We start from the raw sequence: 21,529 nt of genomic DNA, 5'->3' as shown, positions 1-21,529 counted from the left end.
ATGGTCTGTTTCTTGCTCTTTAGGAACTCGACACTTCCTTAAATCCTGCTTTTACTTGCTCTTGTTGTCTAATATGTTGTGTCAACTCTACGGTCATCTGATAGTAATTGAACGGGGTTATCAAGTAAATTCCATTAAAGTATTGAAGCGTCACATCGATTAGTTCCTTTGCCATGCGATTACCTTCCTGACGGGCAGCCTCACCTGTAAATAGCTTCATTTGTTCAAGCGCATAGGTGGACAGCTTAATGCCAGGTACTTCGTTATGCAAGAACTCCGCATTACGTGAGCTCGTTAATGGCATGATGCCTATAAAGATAGGTACACGAATATGTTTTGTAGCTTCATAAATCTGAACGATGGTCTCTGCATCATAAACGGGTTGCGTCATAATGTAATCGGCCCCAGCCTCAATCTTCTTTTCCAAACGTGCCACAGCTGCATCCAAATGGCGCACATGTGGATTAAAAGCCGCTCCGACAATAAACTGAGCATGCTGCTTCAATTGTTTGCCTGAAAACGCATAGCCTTGATTTAACTGCTTTACCATGCGGATTAAATCAAACGAGCTCACATCATAGACAGAACTAGCACCTGGCAAGTCTCCAAAGCGTGAAGGATCACCAGTAATGACTAGTACCTGATCAATACCCAGAGCGTGAAGGCCCATTAAATGTGATTGTTGACCAATCAGATTACGATCTCGGCAGGCAATATGAAGTAGCGGCTCTACTCCTAATCGCTTCATCATAGCTCCCAAAGCCATATTGCTCATACGAACTGTTGCTAGTGAGTTATCTGCTAACGTTATTGCATTAGCACCAGCAGCATGTAAAGCACAACAGCCCTGTAAGAAATCTTCTGTATGCAGGTCTTTGGGCGGATCAAACTCAACGATAATCGTCGGATGATGCTTCACTTCCTCGATGATACTTGGTTCAAGACGTTTTTGAACCGCCTGTACCTCAATTGTCTCCGAATGAACAGAGACTGGTGGATTCACCCGTGGCACAGGGACGCATCCGGCCAATTTTTCAGCAATTGCTCTCGTATGTTCCGGCGTCGTGCCACAACAACCTCCAATCAGTCTTACACCCTGTTCATGTAAACGCAAGGCACTTTCTGCAAAATAATCTGGTGAAGATTTATAAGACAGAGTTCCATCAGCCAATCCAAGACGGCCTGCATTCGGAAATGCAGAGAGATAAACATCATTTGGACATACTGTTGCTTCAAACGAACGCAAGATTTCCGCCGGCCCCAGCCGACAGTTAAGTCCAATTACATCCGCTCCTGCCTCTTTAATCAGTTGGAATGCTTGAGTCAACGAATGACCATCACGAGTAGTTCCCACTTCCAATGTAGCAAGCTGAGCTATGATAGGTAGCTCTGTTAGGGGACGAATCACCTCTAGCGCTAGCAATAATTCATCAACATCCAAGAACGTTTCTAGCAAAATACCATCTACTCCTGCATGTAGCAGGGAAGTAGCTTGCTCTTCGAACTGATCTTTAAATTGGTCGATTTGCTTGTCGCGGACACGTCCCGCAATAATAGAGCCCATTGCTCCAACTACGAACGCATCATCTCCAACCGCTTCTCTTGCAATGGTAACCGCAGCACGATTCATCCGTGTAACCTTATTCTCTAGGCCATACCGAGACAAGCTATCCCGATTAGCCCCGAATGTATTCGTCTCGATCAAACGTGCACCCGCTTCATAGTAAGCAGCATGTACGTTACGTATTATTTGTGGATTACTTAAACATAACTCTTCGTAACTAACACCAATAGGAACTCCCTGCTCATATAGCTGAGTAGCCATCGCCCCATCACCCACTAGTAAGTGTTCCGTGAGATAGGCTCGTAAATCCCGTTTTCCCACCTAGACTCCTCCTTTTCGTCGTTTTATGATTACACTTCCGCTCCAACTGGTGGAGTTGCATTAAAATACCGAGCTTCAGGGTGAGCAAATACCATAGCCGACACGGATGCTTCAGGGTCCATCATAAAGCCTTCCGTTAGTTGAATTCCGATGTCTTGTGGTGATAATAGCTTAAAGAGCTTTTCTTGATCCTCTAAATCAGGGCAAGCGGGATAGCCAAATGATACACGGATTCCCTGATAACGAGCCCCAAAACGCTCTAGCATCGTCATATCGGCTGGGTCTGGAAAGCCCCATGAATCGCGAATAACATGATGAATACGTTCGGCAAACGCTTCTGCTAGCTCTAATGCTACTGCTTGCAAGACATGAGACCGCAGATAGTCCCCTTTCTCTTTCCATTGCTGTGCTAAATCTCTTACGCCCTTTCCAGCTGTAACCGTCAAGAAAGCTACGTAATCCATCTCATTCGTTTCTACAGGCCGTAAAAAATCGGCTAGGCAAAGGTGAGGAGCTTGTGGTTGTCGCGGGAACGTGAAACGTTCTAGCACCTTCGTGTGATCATTTGGATCATAGATCAGGATGTCATTGCCAGAAGATTGGGCCGGGAAGAAACGATACATCCCACTCGCCTGCAAAATCTGATTGCGGATTGCTTCATTCAACAAATCATCTACGATTTCATACAATTCGGTCGTTTTTTTGTCTCCGGATTCGATTAATTTATCTACGTTGCCCTTAATGCCCAGATGCTTTCCAAGCAACATACGTAAATTTACATAAGGACGCAAATGGTTAATCGGATAATTACGCAAGACATGGCGCTCCAAATCAGGCGCTACGTAAACCGGTGTCGTAATACTGGTCGTAGAGCGAATAATCTCAGTCTGTGGAATAACAACCAATTCGCTAGCTTTTTCTTCTGTTTGAGCTTGGGTAACAGTCGCTTGTGCTTGTAATTCTTCCTCCAGCTTCGTTCGCGCTTGTGGATCTTGTAATTTATTAGCTAGATCCAATCCATCCATTGCATCTTTTGCGTATAAGACTAAACCTTCGTATTCAGGAGCAATTCGGTTTGTCGTAAATTTACGCGTGAGGGCTGCTCCCCCAACCATCAACGGTACATCAATACCTGAACTTCGCAAATCCTGCGCGGTAATCACCATCTGCTGCGCCGATTTTACCAATAGGCCTGAAAGGCCAATTGCATCTGGTTTTTCTTGCTGACACGCAGCAATCAGCTGATCTGGTGCAACTTTAATCCCTAAATTTACTACCTCATAGCCATTGTTGGATAAAATGATTTCCACTAGGTTTTTACCTATATCGTGGACATCCCCTTTTACAGTAGCTAACAAAATTTTTCCTTTTACTATTGTCTCAGACTTTTCCATGTATGGTTCCAGAAAGGCAACTGATGCTTTCATGACCTCTGCACTCTGCAATACTTCTGCTACAATTAATTGGTTTCCGTTAAACAGACGACCTACTTCTTCCATCCCTCTCATAAGTGGACCGTTAATAATATCAAGTGGCACATATTTTTCTAAAGCCAGGGACAAATCTGTAAGTAATCCATCTTTAGAGCCTTCCACCACATAATTAGCTAAACGTTCTTCTAACGACAGATTCGATACCTCTTTTACAACCTCTTTCTTTTTCTGGCGATAAAAGTCAGTAAATGTCGCTAAGGTTTCATCGTTTGTATGAAATAACAAATCCTCTGCTAATTTTCGTTCTTCTTCTGAAATCGAAGCATAACGTTCTATCTTTTCAGTGTTAACAATGGCATAATCAAGACCGGCTAACGTCGTATGGTATAAAAAGACCGCATTCAGAACCTCACGACCTGCTGGTGGTAAGCCAAAGGAGACATTGCTCACACCAAGAATTTGCTTACATAATGGGAATTTTTGTTTAATGGAACGAATTCCTTCTACCGTTTCTTTTGCTGAACCAATGTACTGCTCGTCTCCTGTTCCAACTGGAAACACAAGGGCATCAAAGATTATGTCCTGCGGATTAATCCCAAACTTATTCACTAACAAATCATAGGAACGTGTGGCTACTTCCAGCTTCCGTTCGCGAGTGATTGCCATACCCACTTCATCAATGGTACCAACAACAACAGCCGCTCCATATTTATGAATGAGTGGTACAACCTCTTCAAAACGATCTAAACCATCTTCAAGATTAATCGAATTAATGATTGCCTTCCCTTGAGAGTATTTCAAACCCAGCTCCAATACCTTCTTATCAGTGGAATCAATCATCAGCGGTGCTTTTACCTTGCGGCTTACGTATGGAAGAAATTTTTCCATGTCCTCATACTCATCACGATCAGGGTCTGCTAAACAAATATCGATAACAGCCGCTCCCCGCTTTACTTGTGCCCGTGCAATGTCTGATCCTTCCTCAAATTGACCAGCTGCAATCAAGTCACGAAACTTTTTAGATCCGATGACATTGGTACGTTCACCTACAAAAATAGGGCGATTGTCGTCCTCAATATATAGCACCTCAATACCTGATACAGCAGTAACATGTGACTGTTTATTGGCTCGAGGTGTAATATCCTGCAATGCTTCGTGTAGTGCACGAATATGTTCAGGTGTGGTTCCACAACAACCACCTGCTACATTAAGCCACCCCTTTTGCGCGAATGCTTTCATTTTCATAGCTAACCCTTGTGGTGATTCGTGGTAATGACCATTCTCATCAGGTAAACCTGCATTGGGATAACAACTAACCCCACACAAAGCCAGATCAGATAAGGTTCGTAAATGGTCACGCATGAATTCCGGACCTGTCGCACAATTCAGACCAATCGTAATAGGCTTAAGATGTTCAATCGACACGTAAAAGGCCTCAATGTTTTGGCCCGCCAGAGTCGTTCCCATCGGTTCAATTGTTCCAGAAATCATGATAGGAATCTCATAGCCAAGCTCTTCAAAAGCTTGACGTATGCCAATACCGCCAGCTTTTACGTTCAATGTGTCCTGCGATGTTTCCAACAGTAGTAAATCTACGCCACCCTCCATCAATGCTTTAGCTTGGCGATAGTACGCATGAATTAATTGCTCAAATGTAACGCCTCCTGTTAACGCAAGCGTTTTTGTAGTAGGACCCATAGAGCCCGCTACATAACGTGGCCACGCCTCTGTGCTAAATTCATCCGCTACCTCTTTAGCAATACGTGCAGCGGCCAAATTGAGTTCATAATCTCGATCTGCTATGTCATATTCAGCAAGAACAATATCGGTTGATCCAAATGTGTTGGTTTCTACAATGTCAGCTCCTGCCTCAAAATAGGTGGCATGAATATACCGGATGACGTCTGGTCTTGTTACATTCAATAGTTCATTACAGCCTTCATATTCCTCACCGCCAAAATCGTCCGCTGTGAGATTAGCTTGCTGTAGCATCGTTCCCATTGCGCCATCGAGTATCAATATTTTACTTGCTAGCTGCTCTTGCAATGTTGGTTTGTTCATCCCCCATACCCTCCGTAATCTCCCTTAGACTTGGCAAATAAAAAATCCTCTTCCTGCCTGAAAGCAAGAAGAGGATTACTAATGTTCGCTATTAGGAACTCATCCCCTCTTATCTTTCAAGGCATACAGCCCTGCTGGAATTGGCACCTGATTTATCGGTTGCCGAGGCATCTCTGGGCCAGTCCCTCCGCCTCTCTAGATAAGAGAAATCATATTTAGTTAAATGTCTATAGATCGTTTTGTTCGTGTTTTGAATACAGGTATCTTAACATTCAGTTATTACGACGTCAATGGATATCTGACAATCTTTCTTAGTTTGTAGCCTTCTGCCCAATTTTACTTCCTTTAGGCGTAAGCCCACACCAGATAGACAGATATGTATAGACTGTAGAATAACAAAGCGAAGGAGGAATTGCCAGATGAGTACATCGTTTTGCGGTAACTGGGGAGGCGGAAGTTTTTGCTTCATTCTAGTGTTGTTCATTCTGCTGGTAATCATAAGCTGCGGCTGCGATAACTAGCAACAGAGCAGCAACACCTTCAAACATATAACCATTAAGGAGGAATTCTTTCATGAGCACATCCTATAGCGGAAATTTCTTCGGTGATAACTTCAGCTTCATTTTAGTGCTGTTCATCCTACTGGTCATCATTTCTTGCGGCTGCTGCTAATATAGTAGGTTATTTCACCGACAAACCTGAATACAGTTATGCTCTTCTTTATCTACACGCAACTCTACATGATCCTAATTTATTAGATACAACAACAAAGCCACCAGAGAATCAAATCAGGTTTGCACACTTCACCAATATACCTAGAGGAAAAGGGGCAGGCACATGCCCCTTTGCTCTCTTTTCCTTACATTTCCTCGCTTGTAGAGATACTTGCCCTCTGCTAGGATAAAGGGGAAAGATGGAGGGATTTACATGGAAAATAATCAAGCATGTTTACATACATCTGTGTTTCAAGCCTCATTGACCCACATAAAGATTACAAACAGCAGTTTGAGTCTGCCACTGATAAAGAAGCTCTGACCACCTATTTTTTTAAACAATGGGATCAGCAAAAAAAGAGACAGTGATAAACCTTGCTAGAATGCCTTTTGTTGGGTATACTAGACGCTATATAACCATGTATTCGATGATGAGGAAAGTAATGATGGTTCCGTGCTACTAGCGAGTCAGGATTGGTGGAAGCCTGATAGAACGGCCATGATGAAGCGCACCTCGGAGACGCGGCTTGAATCTTGTCTATAGACAATGTATAGAGTTCGCCGGGTTTGCCCGTTACAGCTATCAAGCAGGTTTTTTTCCAATTAAGATCAATGATTGGTCTAATTGAAAAAAACAAGAAGAGTGGCACCGCGGGAGTATGCTAAAAATAACCTCTCGTCTCTTTACGGATTGATTTGTGATGGTATCTATCCAAAAGAGACGGGAGGTTTTTTGCTGTTGTTACTTTGTACCATCGTATGTTCCTTCTAATCAAAACGATCTATGCTTGTATACCCTATGGTTATATTTATATTTGTATCCCACTTTTCACGGAATGATCAGATATTCCCTGAAAGTTTGTGTCGATCGATTAAAAGAAAGGATGAAATAAACATGAATTACAAACAGCTTGTTGCCGAACAAATCTCCACTGCTCTAACTGACATGGGCGTAGAGGATTTTTCCTGCGAACGTGTCCTAGGCATACTCGAAACTCCTCCTAACCCACAGATGGGTGATTTAGCCTTCCCTTGCTTCCAATTAGCGAAAGCTTTGCGAAAGGCACCACCAATGATCGCAACAGAGTTAGCTTCTAAGATTTCCTTGCCTTTCTTACAAGAAGTACAAGTGGCAAATGCATATATCAATCTGTTTTATAATCAAACCAGTGTTATTACCACTTGTATTGAAACCATTCTAGAGCAGGGTTCTGCTTATGGTACTACTGATGTTGGTGCTGGTAAAAAGGTACCAATCGACTTATCTTCTCCAAACATTGCGAAACCATTCTCAATGGGACATTTACGCTCAACCGTTATCGGAAATGCACTTGCAAACATCATGGAAAAGCATGGTTATCAGCCAGTTCGAATCAATCACTTAGGAGATTGGGGTACACAATTTGGTAAACTAATCGTTGCCTATAAAAAATGGGGCGACGAGGATAAAGTAAAAGCCGAGCCTATTAAGGAATTGCTGAAGCTATATGTTCACTTCCATGAACAAGTAGAAAATGATCCAACACTTGAAGACCAAGGTCGCGAATGGTTCAAAAAATTAGAAGATGGCGATGAGGAAGCCCAGCAATTATGGCAATGGTTCCGCGATGAATCCCTAAAAGAATTTAAGAAAATCTATGAATTGATGGGTGTTTCCTTTGACTCCTTCAATGGAGAAGCATTCTACAACAATCAAATGGATCGCGTTGTAGATTTGTTGGAGGAAAAAGGATTATTAACAGAATCGGATGGCGCAATGGTTGTATCCTTAGATGAGTACGACATGCCTCCTTGCTTGATTAAAAAACGCGATGGCGCTACCTTATACGCGACGCGCGACCTAGCTGCCGCTTTTTATCGTCATGAGCACTATGATTTCGGAAAAGCATTATATGTAGTTGGTGGAGAACAGCGTCTGCATTTCCAACAATTATTTAAGGTCTTATTAAAAATGGGTTATGACTGGGCGAATAACATGCATCATATTCCATTCGGCATGATGTTAAAAGATGGTAAAAAAATGTCCACTCGTAAAGGGCAAGTTGTTCTGTTAGAAGAAGTATTGTCTCAAGCAATTACTGATGTACTCAAAGTTATCCAAGAGAAAAATCCATCTCTTCCAAATAAAGAACAGGTCGCTCGCCAAGTCGGTGTAGGTGCCGTTATCTTCCATGATTTGAAAAATTATCGTTTAAATGATGTCAACTTTTCATGGGAAGAAATGCTTACTTTTGAAGGAGAGACAGGGCCTTACGTACAATATACACATGCCCGTGCTTGCTCTCTATTGAAAAAAGGTGGCTACCAACCAGGAGCAGTCACAGTAGTAGATCAAGCTCTAGAGGGTCCAGAAACGTGGGCGGTCGTTACTACTCTCATGCAGTTCCCTGTTATTCTTGAGAAAGCTTGTGATCAATTCGATCCTTCTCAGATTGGAAAATACGTGATTGATCTAGCACAAACCTTCAATAAGTTCTACGCACATGTCCGTATTGTTGCAGAAGATGAACAAGTAAAACAAGCTCGCCTGCAATTGGTTGCAGCAGTCATTGTTGTACTAAAAGAAGGACTTCGTCTATTGGGATTGGAAGCTCCTGAAGAAATGTAAGAAAATAGAAGGGCACCTAACACAGTAGGTGCCCTTCTATTTTTAAAACAAAAAGCTTCTTTCCATGAGGAAAAAAGGAAGATTTTTCTCCCGCCTCTTTTAGATCCTGCTTTAACAAAGCACCTCTAATGTAATACTCTCTTACTCTTTTTCATTTATTTTTGGTTCAACAGCTGGCTTTGGTGTTGAAAACCAAGCTTTTGCTAATTGCTCTACCAGCTTTTTCGGTAAGGAAACTGGCTCTACTTTCACAGTTCCAATAGGATCAACACCGCGATACAACATTGCCTTATCGTCATTAGGGTCTGACATCGTTTCTAAAATCAGCTCGTCTATTTTACCAGCCACTTTCCATTCCATAATCATCAGCTCATACTCATCAGGTGCTAATTCAATGTACTCTTCTTCTGTAATATCTACAATAGCATAGCCATCTGTTTCAATCTCTGCTTCTAAGACTTTGCCGTTTGCTTCTTCATAAAGCTTTAGTTCATTAATCTCCGCTAGATTTTCTTTGATTTTATCAAAGTTGTGAATGGTTACTTTAATTGTACGTGTCATAGTATCTCCTCTGTCTAGTAAAATTGCCCGCTCTCAAGTACGGTCACTCTAATCATATCCTACTGTGGACTTCCAAACAATTGTTTGACAAAAGCGATTTCTGCCTTATGGCCACCAGGTCGTTCTCCAGGCGTTTCTAAAAATAGGGGAACCTCACGAATAACCTTACTTCTAATCAATTCACCTAGTCTTTCTACTCCGATCTCTCCCCACCCAATATCAGCATGACGATCACGATAGGAGCCTGTAGGATAGCGAGAATCATTGAGATGAACCGCTTTCAAATGAGTAAAATACCCTAATTCCTCGCCTCGTTTCTGCACATCTATCCAATTTTCTCCTGTCCAAAACCCACTTGCAAAGGCATGGCAGGTATCTAAACAAAACCCGACCAGTTCTGGTCTGTTGATAAGTGCACGTACTTGAACAAGCTCTTCTAATGTCAAACCCATCTTATTTCCCTGCCCAGCATTATTTTCAAGTAAAATGAGCGCATTGCCTGTCCACCCCTCTAAAATTTCATTTAGAGAATGGATCATCAATTGATAGCCATATAACGGATCTGAGTGATTTCCTTTATATTGCCCAAAATGAACGACAACTCCAATAGATCCACAGGCATCCGCAATCTCCAAATCATTGCGTACGGAGGCAACCATTGCCGCATGTTCCCCCTTCCCCTCTATACACAGATTAGTTGGATATGGTGTATGAGCAATGGAAATCATTCCGTTTTCTTCACAAAAATCACGACATTTATGCGCATCCTGTATCGAAAATGATTTGACCTGTAAACTGCGCGGGTTTTTAGGAAAATACTGATAGCAAGACCCTCCCAAGCGTTTCGCTATCCGCGAGGCCTCTGTATACCCCTGGCGTACACTTACATGACAACCGATGTGCAATTTGTCACCTCCTTTGACTGTTGTTTCTCGTTGCTACTTTGTTATTTTTTTTTATTATTGTTTCAGACTAGAGAGAGGTACATTCACATGCACAGTTGTTCCTTGATTTATCACACTATCAATGAGTATGGAACCCTGATGATCTCGGATGATTTTTTTACTAACCATGAGGCCCAGCCCTGTTCCTTTATCTTTTGTAGTATAAAAAGGCTCTCCAAGTTTACTAACACGATCTTCCGGTATACCGCATCCTTCATCACGAAAACAAATATCAACCATCAGCCCTTCTTGTTTTACCGTTATATGGATCATTCCACCATTAGGCATTGCTTCCATGGCATTCTTCATGATATTTATAAAGACTTGTTTCATCTGATTTTCTTCACAAGTAATCAATATGGGCTGCTCTTCAACATCGAGTTGAAAAAGCACATTATGCATCAATGCTTGGCTCTCTAATAACGTCATCACATTGCGGACGAGATCTACTACATTTTTTTGCTTCACATGTTGAACCTGTGGCTTCGCTAGTACTAATAACTCACTTACAATAAAATTGATTCGATCTAATTCAGATATCATGACCTCAAAATAAAAATTATGCTCATTTGTTTGATCTTGTAACAATTGAATAAAGCCTCGCAATGCGGTTAGCGGATTACGAATTTCATGGGCAACCCCTGCTGCCATCTCCCCAATGAGCGATAGCTTATCCGAATTACGTAATAAGACCTCCGCTTGTTTACGATCGGTAATATTTCGAGCTACAAAAACAAAGTGCTCTAAATTTTGTTTTCCATTGAATACTGGAGTTCCATTAGCCTCCAAATACATCCACTCACCTGAAGAACACTGATAGCGAAGCTCCACTTGCGTAACGGTACCTTCAGCGATTAATCTCTTACGCCCCTGCTTCAAAAACTCTCTGTCATCTGTATGTACCCACTTACGATAATCCATTCCCAATAAGCTTTCTGGCGTATAGCCTAAAATTGTCTGAAACGAAGGAGACACATAAATATAGCGTCCACTCCGATCCAAAATGGCAATAAGATCAGTCATATTTTCAGAAATCAGTCGATATTTAGCCTCACTGTCACCTAGTGCTTGCGCAATTCTCCTTTGTTCCGTCACATCTCTCGTAATCAAAGCTACCGCCAAAATCTTTCCTTCATGATTTCGAATCGGAATATAAGATGATAGGGTGTGAACAATATGTCCATTCCGATGAGTGAATTGATTTTCCTCTTCCAAAACCATCTTTCCGTCCATAGCCTTTTGTGTGTTACCAATAATCCCTTTCAAAATGACTGGCTTTAGTAGATTTTCTTGATGCATAATCAATTCTTCATAACTGTACCCATACATTTGTTCACAAGCAGGATTTACCATTAAAATATTCCACTCTAAATCAATAAGCACGATGCAATCAGAAGCACTGTTTACGAAAGATTCCAACAGTTCTTTAGCATCTCGTAATTCAGTCTCAACCTGAACACGCTCGGTAATATTACGCATCACCGCTACTACACCTATAACACAAGCATCTTTATTACAAACAGGTTTATAAGTCATGCAAACCTCAAGAAGATTGCCCTTCTTGTGACGTCGTTTCGTATAAAATAATACGGGCTTCCCCGTTTTCATGACATAATCGAAATGTTGCTGTTGTTCTTGTAATGCAACATCGTCAGGAAGTAGGATTCTGGGGTTGTCATAAAGTTCCTGAGGAGAATATCCAGTCATGATCTGAAATGAATTGCTCATACGTAATACTTTAAAATCCGGAGAAATCAGGAATATAGCATCGCGTGTGTACTTGATGAAGGTATCAAGGCTCTGTTCCACTTCCTCAAGCTTCCTCTGTCTTTGCTTCTGCTCTGTCACATCTCGTACAAGGGCCCCTACAGCGGCTTTTCCTTTATACCAATTAATTGGAAAAAGTGTAAATGAAATGTCCATCATCCATCCTTTTTTATGAGGAATTTGAACAATGTGGGGCTCATGACTGGTACTCAATGGTTGTATGACACTTGGCTCTATTTTTACTAACCCTTGCCTGAATCGGAGTAGATAAGCATCAATATCTACTTCACATTCGTCAGTAAAACAATTGCCTGCTAGGTGATACCAGGACTGGTTGGCATACAATATATTCCCTTCTGTAGAAAAGATTAAGACTCCATCTGGACAATTTTGAACAAAAGAGACAAATCCGTCTGTTTCTGACCACGAGATGACCTCTCGCACAAACCGCACCTCCAAAATAAGGATAAAATGTATGTATATTTCATATTCGCATCAAAGCTCAGGCATTGTAAAGGAAAAAGAACTTTTTTATCGTTTGTTTTAAAAAAGGGACAGGGTACCATGTTAGCCTATATTGCATACGATGAGCCTAGATGACCCGTTTTGCTTAGTATCGTTTGAATAGAAAAGTACAGAAGAGAAAGGGTGAGAAATGATGTGTGGAATTGCAGGCTGGGCTAGTTTTATGCGGAATGTAAAAGATGAACAAGAGATCATAGAAGCAATGACTGAGACACTTCAATACAGAGGTCCAGATAGTACGGGGTATTTCTTCCATGATCGGGTTGTGTTTGGACATCGTCGTCTTATTGTTGTAGATCCTGAGGGCGGAACTCAGCCAATGACCAAACGCTATGGAGACCTAAGCTATACACTGGTATATAACGGTGAATTGTACAATACGGAAGATTTACGCAAAGAATTGCTAAACCGTGGTCACCGATTCTCTTCCCACTCAGATACGGAAGTACTACTCACGGCATACGTAGAATGGGGAGAAAAATGCCTTGAGCGACTAAACGGAATTTTTGCATTTGCTATTTGGAATGAAAAAGAGCAGCTCTTATTCGTTGCACGTGATCGAATGGGCGTGAAACCGTTCTTTTATCTTGAAAAAGATGGGCAGTTCCTATTCGGTTCAGAAATGAAAGCAATTCTTGCACACCCTGAGATTGAGCCTATTGTTGATCGGGAAGGTTTAGCGGAAGTACTGCTTATTTCACCCGCTCGCACACCTGGACACGGTGTATTCCAGGGAATGCATGAATTACGTCCCGGCTATTTCGGGGTATACTCTCGGAGTGGTTTTACTACAGAATCATACTGGAGCTTGAAAAGTCATGAACATCCCGACAATTTTGAGACAACCGTCGATACGATACGGGATTTAGTCGTTAATGCAATCGAACGTCAACTCGTTGCTGACGTTCCTGTCTCGATGTTGCTATCAGGAGGGCTTGACTCCAGTGCCATTACCGCTATTGCGGCAAGATATTATCACCATCAAGGAAAAGGAATGGTTCATACCTACTCCATTGATTACAAAGATAATGACCACTTTTTCACTGCTCATGCCTATCAGCCTGATTCAGATTCTCAATGGATTAAACGGGTGAGTGATTATATAGGAACCCAACACCACTATATCGAATTTGACACCCCCGAGTTGGTGCAAGCCCTCCAAACTGCTGTATATGCCCGTGACTTACCAGGCATGGCAGATATTGATGCTTCCCTGTATCTCTTTTGTGCGGAAATGAAAAAGGAAACTACAGTCGTGCTTTCTGGTGAATGTGCTGACGAAATATTTGGAGGCTATCCTTGGTTTCATCAAGAAGAAGCCCTGTTTGCAGATACTTTTCCGTGGGCGAGAAAAAGTGATCAACGGTACAAATGGCTTTCGGATGAAATGAAGGCTTGGTTACAACCTGATTCATATGTAAAAGGGCGTTATCGGAATTCACTAGCTGAAGTTCCTCGCTTGGATGGGGAAGATCGGCTAGAAGAGAAACGACGGGAGATGTTTTATTTAAACCATACTTGGTTTATGAATACTTTACTTGATCGAAAGGATCGCATGAGTATGATGGCTAGTTTAGAAGCACGTGTTCCATTTTGCGATCACAGACTTGTAGAATACATGTGGAATGTACCTTGGGAGATGAAAATGCACGATGGCAGGGAAAAAGGCATTTTACGTAAAGCACTAGAAGGGGTTTTGCCCTCTGATGTGTTAGATCGTAAAAAAAGTCCTTATCCTAAAACTCATAATCCTGCATACGCCCAAGCAACTAGACAATGGCTTATCGATGTATTAGATGATAACAGTTCTTCTCTTCATACGCTATTGGATGTTCCTTATTTACGTACTCTCCTGCAAACAGATGCTTCGGCAATTGAAATACCTTTTTTTGGTCAATTAATGAGTACTCCCCAAATGTTTGCCTTTTTGGCGCAAGTAGACTTCTGGATGAAAAAATATAAAGTACGTATCATGTAAGAAAACAAAAAAGCCGGCGCTCCGATGCACCGGTTTTTTCTTGTTGTAAACTATCATATTTGTTTGTTGCCTTATTGTTGCATTTACATTTATACTGAAAAAATATTGAATAAGCAAGGAATGCTATAAGCCAGGTTCTGTATCTCTCGTGCTGCAAACGGACCTTCCCCTCGCACGAAGAGTTGTAGTCATCTATCTATGGCAAAATTCCTTTTGCCATCCGTCCTTTTCGTTCAATTCCGTCCAGACGGTTCCCCTACCTAATTTGGGTTTCTCGCTCGCAGGGTTTACCGCGTTCCATCTTCTCTGTCGCCAGAGAAGCTACGTTTCTGTGGCACTTTCAGCGTACTTGGGTCTCAGGGAGAACCCTTTCTGCGCCGTCAGTGAGGCAACCCTCACTGCCCTAGTTTGCACTAGGTACGAACACTCCGGGCATCTCAGCCCGGGCGAGCCTGGACTTTCCTCTATCGTCTCCCAGAAAAGCTGGTGACAACAGCGACTACCCACAATCCTTGCCTTTACTAAGGATTAATCTATCATATATAGGGGTACAATTCAACCTTGACATTCTGGAAAGGTTACTAAAAGATGTAAAATATCACTTTTTTCTTACTCACTTTATTTTTAGGAGGATTCGAGATGAATTTATTTAACCTGCGAATAAAAGGTAAACTTATTTTTTTACAATTACTAACACCTGCACATGCAAAATCTTTTCTAGCTTATTTACTTACGAATCAACAATTTCATGCTCCATATTCACCTTTGCGTGATGAGAATTATTTCACACTCGAAAATGCCATAAATCAAACTACTCAATGGGAGGAGGTTAAAGGGGATCAACGATATTCTTTCGGAATCTTTGAACAAACTAGCGAACGACTTGTTGGTAAAATAACACTATCACAAGTATTTCGTGGCCCTTTTCAAAATGCTTTTATCGGTTATGATATAGATCATTCTTGTCAAAGCCAAGGATATATGACCGAAGCTCTCCATCTCATTATTTCATTTTCGTTCGACAGACTACTTTTGCATCGTATACAAGCCAATATCATGCCACATAATAGAGCATCCCAACGCGTTTTAGAAAAGGTAGGTTTCGTCAAAGAAGGATTCGGTGCCAATTATCTCCAAATCAACGGTAACTGGGAAGATCATCTATTCTATGCTCTAACAAAAGAAAAGTTTGACGAGCAATATAAAAACGTCCCATATCCTGTTGGTTATGAAGAAAAAAATGAGACTCCCAAAGTAAAAGAATAAGACAAAGCGATCCAAGGCTTAGAATCGCCTAAGTAAAGCTTGTTATATGGTTGTGTGTTAGAATTGTGGAAAGAGTATTACAACTCTACATAGTACCCACGAATGAAATACTCATCATCGAACAGGAGGCTTATTTTCCATGCTATTACTTCCTTTTGAAGGCAAAGAGCCACAGATTCATCCTAGCGTGTTTATTGCTAAAGGTGCTGTCGTCACAGGAGACGTTAAGATCGGTGAGGAGACATCGATCTGGTACAATTCGGTCATACGAGGCGATGTCTCTCCCACTATCATTGGTAAGCGAGTCAGTGTTCAAGATAATAGTACGCTTCACCAAAGTCCACTTTGTGCCCTCATAATTGAGGACGATGTAACGATTGGCCATAACGCCGTATTACATAGTTGTACCGTACGTCAAGGCGCTCTGATTGGTATGGGTTCTATCGTGCTAGATGGAGCTGAAATCGGTGAAGAGGCTATGGTTGCTGCCGGTGCTTTGGTGCCACCTGGTATGAAAGTACCACCTCGTACACTAGTCGTAGGCTCTCCTGCGAAGGTAAAGCGCGAATTAAACGAAGACGATTTTAAGGATTTACGCCGTGTTCGTCAATCTTATGTGGAAAAAGGTAAAATGTATCGAAAGCTGGAAGAGAATCCACTTTCAAGGTAAACCGAATAAAAAACGATCGTACCCTCACTTCAAAGGGTCACGATCGTTTCTTATTTTTGGATATGAGTAATTTTAGTAATAACCCAGCCATACGGATTACTACTCTGCTCGCTTTTAATCATCTCATACTCCACTTTATAGTTACCCGTCATACTTGAAAAATAAGCTCCCTGCGCCTTGATTGTGTTGTCATTACTGTCAATGACTTGATAGCTACCCATGATATCATGCAAAGGTAGCGGTCGTAGCTTTTCTATCGTATGTAATGCATCTTTACTGAAGTAGGAAGTCATCAATTGCTCATTCTTACTTAGATAAGCATAGGTGGCCGCTGTTAGCATCAGATTGCTAATGCGTGTTTTCTCTTGAACAGGGCCGCTCCATTGTTTTTGTTTTTGCTGTTCATTTGCAATCAGTAAACGCTGTAAAATGACAGCGAATTGGGCCCTCGTCATGGTCTGGGTTGGTTGAAAAAGACCTGAATGATCTTCCAGCAATTTATACCCTTTAATTCCGGTAGCATACAACGATTGCGTATCCTGATAGGCATTCGAAACCGTCGCCTGATAATAGCCGTTCAAACCTTCCTGAAGTTTAGCCGGCTCAATATGTAAATCATATCGAATATTCGGCAGAATCGTATGAAATAGTAGCATACTAGCTTCTTCTCGATTTAACGGTGCTTGTAAATGTTCGGAAGATAGCCACCAATCACTTTCCAAGATTCTCCCGATTTTCAACGGTTTTTTAACAGCGCTAAGGTGAAGTAAATATAACGCATTATCCCCTGGATTAAAACGCGTATATGCCTTCTGATCCGCATACAACATAGCATTCATAGTGCCTACCGCTTGCTTGATTTCTTGAACAAGCGGGTATCGTTTATCTACTTTAGCTGCTTCAGAAGGAGAGGCTACGACTCCATAGGAATACTGAGTCACCCGATTCAATAAAGCAATTGCCTCTCCTCGAGAAATCGGAGCATTGGGACGAAATGGGATATATTTTCCTTTTACGATGCCACGCTCTGCAAGAAATTGAATGTAAGATCTCGCCCAATGTTCATCTATATCAGTGAAGGTACTCGCTTGTACAATGCTAGAGGTTTTTGGATTCGCCGCTTGTGTCTGAAGAGGCATACAAAAAGCCGCAATCAATACAAACATTGTTGTTATACCTGCTACGATGCCTTTACTAAACTTCATATGTCTGTTCCCACTCTCTTTCTTTTATCTCGATCTTTCATATTCCTTTCCCAAGTAATGTGTATGAAAGAAATAGTACCAGACAAAAAAATGGGAATCCATCGAACTTTATTCATAGACAGATACCAACTAAAGACCTATAACCTAATCCCTCTCCTCCTCCATACTCCGAAAGTAAATAAACAAAGCATAAGACCGAATGGCTGTATCCATATGTAGTCGCTCCGGTTCCTTTGTTGTAACATAATATTGCAAGCAACCAGATACACGATACAATGGTTCCATTAGCCTTGGTGCATATTTGGATAATAGATTACATACTCCTATTCCAGCAAGTCCTATCAGAACAGCTATCCACAGTGGAAAAAAACAAATTGTTGGGAGAAAAAAGACAAAGAAAAAAGTAACCATATTCGTAGAGCAGCCTCGATTGATAATAGAAGCCTGCTGTATATTCTCCCAATTCTCAGGTTTAATTTCCCCATAATAACTAAATACTTTATGCTCAGCTCCGTGAAACTGTTTTAATTGTTTTGGAAAAATAAAGTGGAAGCCTGCTCCATAAACCACCAACCACAATGGATCAACTTCTCCAAAAACCGGGAAATAAACATACAAAATCAACAACAAATGTAGAATATGATAGTACCAAGGCAGAGAGCTGACAATACGCCACCACATTTTACATAGCGTTCCTATCCCCATTTTCTCGGCCCATGTATGGATGACACCGTTCTTTACCTCAGCACATGCAATGACATTTTTGTTGTGATAAAAGACTCCATTGCCAAATGAAATGCCTGCAATCATGGTGTTGGTATTCTCACCCTCTCCATTTATGGTTATAATGGTGTTTGTTCATATAGCCTCATTATAAAACTACTGAGGCAACGTTATGTTTCTATTAAGGAGGTTTCACCATTGAAACGCTTTGTTCCAACTACACCCATTACACCTCAAAAGGACCCATGGGAGCCTTTATATAATGCTACACCACCTGCCTACAAATTGACCAGTATTGAGTTTACTGTGACCAATCTATGCAACCTGCGCTGTGAACATTGCGCTGTTGGTGAAACATTACGGATAAAAGATGATCCACACTTGCCAATAGAACTTATCCTACAGCGTCTAGATGAAGCCAAGGATTTGTTAACCCTTAGCATTACGGGTGGAGAACCTATGTACAGTCAGCGAACAGTAAATAACGTAATTGCGCCTATTTTGCAGTATGCTACTGAACGGGGTTTACGCACACAGATCAACTCCAATTTATCTCTGCCATTTTCCCGTTACGAAGCTGTTTTGCCATACATTGATGTGATGCATATGTCGTGGAACTATAGTCAGCCTGAAGATTTTCATGAAGTGGTATACGTAAATAGTCCGCAAAAGGTTTCACTCACCCAAGCAGAGAAACTGTACCAATTAACAATGGACAATGCAAAAAAATTAGCAAATGCAGGCGTAATCGTCTCTGCCGAAAGCATGCTGAATACTCGGACGTGGCAAAAGCTCCCGAAGATTCACCAATTAATTAAAGAAATGGGTTGTGTTCGCCACGAGGTACATCCTATGTACCAAAGCGATTTTGCTAAAAATCTACCTGTGCTAAGCTTGCCTCAGCTACGTGAATCTATTCACACCCTTTTAGACGTACGCGATGAAGAGATGTGGATGCTGTTCGGTACCCTGCCGTTTTTTGCATGCAGTCAAGACCCTGATGATCAACAGCTTATTCTGCGTCTGCGTCAATCTAAGAATGTTACTGTACGCAACGACCCTGATGGGCGCTGTCGTTTAAATATCAACATATTTACCGGAGATGTAACTGTAACTGACTTTGGGGATGTAGGCATTCTAGGAAATATTCAGACAGATACCCTAGAGAGTATGTTTGCTCGTTGGCAAAGTCATTCGCTAAATCAATCCATTAATTGTTTTTGTCCAAATGCCGAATGTGCTGGTCCAAATCTTCTCGTATATCATAGCTATTACTTGAACACTGATTTCAAAAAGCGGAAGGCACTTATATAAACTCGTCTTGAATAGCACATGTAAACTTTAAAAAGTATCTTCCTTCGAACAGGTAAATAAAATCATCCTGCAAAAATCGTCCTGCTACACATTGAAAGGTTGCCTAAAAAAGGGCAACCTTTCAACTTTAGTTCTCCATATTATTCCATATCATGCGGAATGTTTTCTCTTCTTTTTTTAGGCTTAAAAGGGTTAACCGATTTTCCTAGTTCACCCATTCGGTCGAATGAAGTAAATACGGTGTCAACCGTCTCCACTAACTCTCGGATTTGAACAACTTTTGTACGAATCCCTGAGAAATGGTGCATTATCCCTTTGCTATTAAATAGTCCAGCCATTGTTCTCCACCTCCTCACATTCCTTACTAATAGGCTATGTAAAAAAGGGATAAACGCTGTAGGCAGAAGCATAGATGCGGCCCATTTTCTCCATGCTACAATCAACTTTATCTTCTTAGCTGTAAATATTAGGACGACGATCGGCAAACACAGGAATCTTAGAACGAACCTGATCGACAATATCTAAATCGATCTCAGCAGTTAGAATCATTTCTTCTTCACCAGCTTCAGCAATCACTTCTCCCCATGGATCAATTACCATGGAATGACCGAAGAAGCTACTCGCAGAATCAGTTCCTACCCGATTGCAAGCAACTACATACATTTGATTTTCGATCGCCCGGGCAATTAATAGAGCGCGCCAATGAGCCAATCGAGGGTTTGGCCACTGAGCACATACGAACAAGACCTTAGCTCCCTTTACTGCATGCAGACGAATCCATTCTGGAAAACGAATATCATAGCATATAACCGCTCCCACCTGCTGATCGTCCATTTGGTACAAGCCCAATTGATCACCCGATTGAAGGAACTGGTGTTCATTCATTAGCTTAAATAAATGGGCTTTGGAATATGAGCCGACCAAATTCCCCTGCTTATCAAATACATAGGTAGTATTGTATACACCATTCTCCTTACGTTCGGCAATAGAACCACCATATACATGGCTATGTAGTGAGCTAGCTAGATCTTTTAAAAAAACCTGGGCATTCTCACCTTGTTCATCTGCAATATCATCTAAGCGCCTCAAATCATAAGCAGTATCCCACAATTCGGGTAATAGTATAACATCAATCGGCCTGACTGATTCGTGTAAATTTTCGGTCATTTTCTTTATCTTTTGTCTGTTTGCCTCTGGATTTCCCAGCACCACATCCATTTGGATTAGAGCGATTCTCCACTTGTTACTCATCCCGTATTCCTCCTATGGCCCGCATATTTATCACCATTATAGTAGTGGAATTTTGTCAAAAAAGAAAGAGGAGCGGATGCAGCTCCCCCCTTCCATGCATAGCATACTAGTAAATTAAGTACGACTACGTTGTTCTAAAGCTCTAACGCGTCGATTTAAATCTCGGTATCTTTCATTTAATCTTGCCACTTCACGCTCTAATCGGGCGATTCTGCGATCTTCATCTGCATCGTTCGGTGATGGATTAGGTACCACCTGCTGAGGAATGTACAGTGGTTGACCAACGTACAGTGCATATGGTGGACGTAATCGATTAGCGCGTATAATTACATCGATAGGCACCCCATAGCGTTGAGCAATAGAATATAGTGTGTCGCCACGTTGAACAATATAATTCATACGTATCAGCCCCCTATAAAAAATGATCTTCTATGTTAGTAACCTATGCCCGTTTTGGTTGAGAGGAAATAAACGAACACCTATTTTCCAAAAGGTAGGCATCGATCTATGACCTGACAAGTATTGGCAGGTAAAAGCCCTCCCTTACTTCATCATTTGTATCGCAACCCTCATTCTCTTCTGTACCTCTCTCAGAACGGGCATCCTCTCCTTTTCTTCTGAAGCC

17 protein-coding genes, 1 other RNA gene, 1 riboswitch and 1 other annotated feature are annotated in these 21,529 nt (G+C 41.6%); of the genes, 7 read left to right on the top strand and 11 right to left on the bottom strand.

The features are described from left to right. Nucleotides 1-19 precede the first annotated feature (19 nt). Together ACQV1I_RS08265 and metH are read right to left on the bottom strand one after the other, a co-directional pair. Nucleotides 20-1,885 carry a bifunctional homocysteine S-methyltransferase/methylenetetrahydrofolate reductase gene (locus ACQV1I_RS08265; RefSeq protein WP_116334565.1) on the bottom strand — a complete coding sequence of 622 codons (1,866 nt, stop codon included), beginning with the start codon at nucleotides 1,883-1,885 and terminating at the stop codon, nucleotides 20-22. A 29-nt stretch (nucleotides 1,886-1,914) separates the two neighbouring features. After that, the gene (gene metH / locus ACQV1I_RS08260; protein WP_116334564.1) at nucleotides 1,915-5,379 is read right to left on the bottom strand and encodes a methionine synthase; all 3,465 of its coding nucleotides are present in this window, start codon (nucleotides 5,377-5,379) and stop codon (nucleotides 1,915-1,917) included. A 106-nt stretch (nucleotides 5,380-5,485) separates the two neighbouring features. Next, a riboswitch (SAM riboswitch) is annotated at nucleotides 5,486-5,585 on the bottom strand. 213 nt (nucleotides 5,586-5,798) lie between these two features. Between metH and ACQV1I_RS08255 the strand changes: the two genes are divergently transcribed. The 3 genes from ACQV1I_RS08255 (at nucleotide 5,799) to argS (ending at nucleotide 8,700) form a co-directional block, all read left to right on the top strand. Further along, nucleotides 5,799-5,900: a YjcZ family sporulation protein gene (locus tag ACQV1I_RS08255; RefSeq protein ID WP_094699255.1), complete on the top strand. Its 102-nt coding sequence runs from the start codon at nucleotides 5,799-5,801 to the stop codon at nucleotides 5,898-5,900. Between the two features lie 52 nt (nucleotides 5,901-5,952). After that, the gene (locus ACQV1I_RS08250) at nucleotides 5,953-6,051 is read left to right on the top strand and encodes a YjcZ family sporulation protein (RefSeq protein ID WP_018673096.1); all 99 of its coding nucleotides are present in this window, start codon (nucleotides 5,953-5,955) and stop codon (nucleotides 6,049-6,051) included. 460 nt (nucleotides 6,052-6,511) lie between these two features. Continuing rightward, nucleotides 6,512-6,779, top strand: a binding site (T-box leader). A 208-nt stretch (nucleotides 6,780-6,987) separates the two neighbouring features. After that, on the top strand, nucleotides 6,988-8,700 hold the full coding sequence (gene argS, locus ACQV1I_RS08245) for an arginine--tRNA ligase (RefSeq protein WP_094699256.1): 1,713 nt from the start codon (nucleotides 6,988-6,990) through the stop codon (nucleotides 8,698-8,700). A 141-nt stretch (nucleotides 8,701-8,841) separates the two neighbouring features. Here argS and ACQV1I_RS08240 read toward each other — a convergent pair whose 3' ends face one another. The 3 genes from ACQV1I_RS08240 to ACQV1I_RS08230 are packed head-to-tail and all read right to left on the bottom strand — an operon-like array spanning nucleotide 8,842 to nucleotide 12,416. Next, nucleotides 8,842-9,261 carry a hypothetical protein gene (locus ACQV1I_RS08240; protein ID WP_094699257.1) on the bottom strand — a complete coding sequence of 140 codons (420 nt, stop codon included), beginning with the start codon at nucleotides 9,259-9,261 and terminating at the stop codon, nucleotides 8,842-8,844. A 59-nt stretch (nucleotides 9,262-9,320) separates the two neighbouring features. Then, on the bottom strand, nucleotides 9,321-10,166 hold the full coding sequence (locus ACQV1I_RS08235) for a deoxyribonuclease IV (protein WP_116334563.1): 846 nt from the start codon (nucleotides 10,164-10,166) through the stop codon (nucleotides 9,321-9,323). A 54-nt stretch (nucleotides 10,167-10,220) separates the two neighbouring features. Further along, a complete protein-coding gene (locus ACQV1I_RS08230; protein WP_094699259.1) occupies nucleotides 10,221-12,416 on the bottom strand; it encodes a PAS domain-containing sensor histidine kinase in 2,196 nt (731 codons plus the stop codon). A 214-nt stretch (nucleotides 12,417-12,630) separates the two neighbouring features. Between ACQV1I_RS08230 and asnB the strand changes: the two genes are divergently transcribed. After that, nucleotides 12,631-14,475 (top strand): asparagine synthase (glutamine-hydrolyzing), encoded by a 1,845-nt coding sequence (asnB, locus tag ACQV1I_RS08225; protein ID WP_094699260.1) that lies wholly within the window; start codon nucleotides 12,631-12,633, stop codon nucleotides 14,473-14,475. 121 nt (nucleotides 14,476-14,596) lie between these two features. Here the strand turns inward: asnB and rnpB are convergent. Then, nucleotides 14,597-14,986, bottom strand: an RNA gene (gene rnpB / locus ACQV1I_RS08220) — RNase P RNA component class B. A gap of 128 nt (nucleotides 14,987-15,114) precedes the next feature. Between rnpB and ACQV1I_RS08215 the strand changes: the two genes are divergently transcribed. Both ACQV1I_RS08215 and ACQV1I_RS08210 read left to right on the top strand, forming a co-directional pair. Next, nucleotides 15,115-15,741 carry a GNAT family N-acetyltransferase gene (locus ACQV1I_RS08215; protein ID WP_116334562.1) on the top strand — a complete coding sequence of 209 codons (627 nt, stop codon included), beginning with the start codon at nucleotides 15,115-15,117 and terminating at the stop codon, nucleotides 15,739-15,741. A gap of 139 nt (nucleotides 15,742-15,880) precedes the next feature. Next, on the top strand, nucleotides 15,881-16,411 hold the full coding sequence (locus ACQV1I_RS08210; RefSeq protein WP_018673088.1) for a gamma carbonic anhydrase: 531 nt from the start codon (nucleotides 15,881-15,883) through the stop codon (nucleotides 16,409-16,411). A 50-nt stretch (nucleotides 16,412-16,461) separates the two neighbouring features. Here ACQV1I_RS08210 and ACQV1I_RS08205 read toward each other — a convergent pair whose 3' ends face one another. Together ACQV1I_RS08205 and ACQV1I_RS08200 are read right to left on the bottom strand one after the other, a co-directional pair. Beyond that, on the bottom strand, nucleotides 16,462-17,616 hold the full coding sequence (locus ACQV1I_RS08205) for an S-layer homology domain-containing protein (RefSeq protein WP_116334561.1): 1,155 nt from the start codon (nucleotides 17,614-17,616) through the stop codon (nucleotides 16,462-16,464). Between the two features lie 144 nt (nucleotides 17,617-17,760). Continuing rightward, complete coding sequence (locus tag ACQV1I_RS08200) at nucleotides 17,761-18,426, bottom strand: DUF1385 domain-containing protein (RefSeq protein WP_094699263.1); 666 nt, start codon at nucleotides 18,424-18,426, stop codon at nucleotides 17,761-17,763. Between the two features lie 111 nt (nucleotides 18,427-18,537). Here ACQV1I_RS08200 and yfkAB point away from each other — a divergent pair, with 111 nt between their 5' ends. Next, nucleotides 18,538-19,653 (top strand): radical SAM/CxCxxxxC motif protein YfkAB, encoded by a 1,116-nt coding sequence (gene yfkAB, locus ACQV1I_RS08195; RefSeq protein WP_094699264.1) that lies wholly within the window; start codon nucleotides 18,538-18,540, stop codon nucleotides 19,651-19,653. A gap of 140 nt (nucleotides 19,654-19,793) precedes the next feature. On the opposite strand, the gene ACQV1I_RS08190 is transcribed toward yfkAB, so the two are convergent. The 3 genes from ACQV1I_RS08190 to ACQV1I_RS08180 all read right to left on the bottom strand — a co-directional run bounded on the left by ACQV1I_RS08190 (nucleotide 19,794) and on the right by ACQV1I_RS08180 (nucleotide 21,303). Further along, nucleotides 19,794-19,991, bottom strand: coding sequence for a hypothetical protein (locus ACQV1I_RS08190; RefSeq protein ID WP_094699265.1), 198 nt, complete (start codon nucleotides 19,989-19,991; stop codon nucleotides 19,794-19,796). A 115-nt stretch (nucleotides 19,992-20,106) separates the two neighbouring features. Then, nucleotides 20,107-20,904, bottom strand: coding sequence for a carbon-nitrogen family hydrolase (locus ACQV1I_RS08185; protein WP_094699266.1), 798 nt, complete (start codon nucleotides 20,902-20,904; stop codon nucleotides 20,107-20,109). Nucleotides 20,905-21,018: 114 nt separating this feature from the next. After that, a complete protein-coding gene (locus ACQV1I_RS08180) occupies nucleotides 21,019-21,303 on the bottom strand; it encodes a LysM peptidoglycan-binding domain-containing protein (protein WP_094699267.1) in 285 nt (94 codons plus the stop codon). Nucleotides 21,304-21,529 lie beyond the last annotated feature (226 nt).

It is taken from the genome of Brevibacillus sp. JB24b (assembly GCF_051713385.1).
GTDB lineage: Bacteria > Bacillota > Bacilli > Brevibacillales > Brevibacillaceae > Brevibacillus_B > Brevibacillus_B laterosporus.
Note: the sequence above shows the minus strand (reverse complement) of the source record. Positions and strands in the feature narration are given on the sequence as shown.

Excerpts from the sequence above, each read along its gene's own strand:
- ACQV1I_RS08255 (WP_094699255.1), top strand. The coding sequence starts at position 5,799 with ATGAGTACATCGTTTTGCGGTAACTGGGGAGGCGGAAGTTTTTGCTTC.
- argS (WP_094699256.1), top strand. The coding sequence starts at position 6,988 with ATGAATTACAAACAGCTTGTTGCCGAACAAATCTCCACTGCTCTAACT.
- ACQV1I_RS08240 (WP_094699257.1), bottom strand. The coding sequence starts at position 9,261 with ATGACACGTACAATTAAAGTAACCATTCACAACTTTGATAAAATCAAA.
- ACQV1I_RS08205 (WP_116334561.1), bottom strand. The coding sequence starts at position 17,616 with ATGAAGTTTAGTAAAGGCATCGTAGCAGGTATAACAACAATGTTTGTA.
- ACQV1I_RS08190 (WP_094699265.1), bottom strand. The coding sequence starts at position 19,991 with ATGGCTGGACTATTTAATAGCAAAGGGATAATGCACCATTTCTCAGGG.
- ACQV1I_RS08185 (WP_094699266.1), bottom strand. The coding sequence starts at position 20,904 with ATGAGTAACAAGTGGAGAATCGCTCTAATCCAAATGGATGTGGTGCTG.
- ACQV1I_RS08210 (WP_018673088.1), top strand. The coding sequence starts at position 15,881 with ATGCTATTACTTCCTTTTGAAGGCAAAGAGCCACAGATTCATCCTAGC.
- metH (WP_116334564.1), bottom strand. The coding sequence starts at position 5,379 with ATGAACAAACCAACATTGCAAGAGCAGCTAGCAAGTAAAATATTGATA.
- asnB (WP_094699260.1), top strand. The coding sequence starts at position 12,631 with ATGTGTGGAATTGCAGGCTGGGCTAGTTTTATGCGGAATGTAAAAGAT.
- ACQV1I_RS08250 (WP_018673096.1), top strand. The coding sequence starts at position 5,953 with ATGAGCACATCCTATAGCGGAAATTTCTTCGGTGATAACTTCAGCTTC.
- ACQV1I_RS08180 (WP_094699267.1), bottom strand. The coding sequence starts at position 21,303 with ATGAATTATATTGTTCAACGTGGCGACACACTATATTCTATTGCTCAA.
- ACQV1I_RS08200 (WP_094699263.1), bottom strand. The coding sequence starts at position 18,426 with ATGATTGCAGGCATTTCATTTGGCAATGGAGTCTTTTATCACAACAAA.
- ACQV1I_RS08215 (WP_116334562.1), top strand. The coding sequence starts at position 15,115 with ATGAATTTATTTAACCTGCGAATAAAAGGTAAACTTATTTTTTTACAA.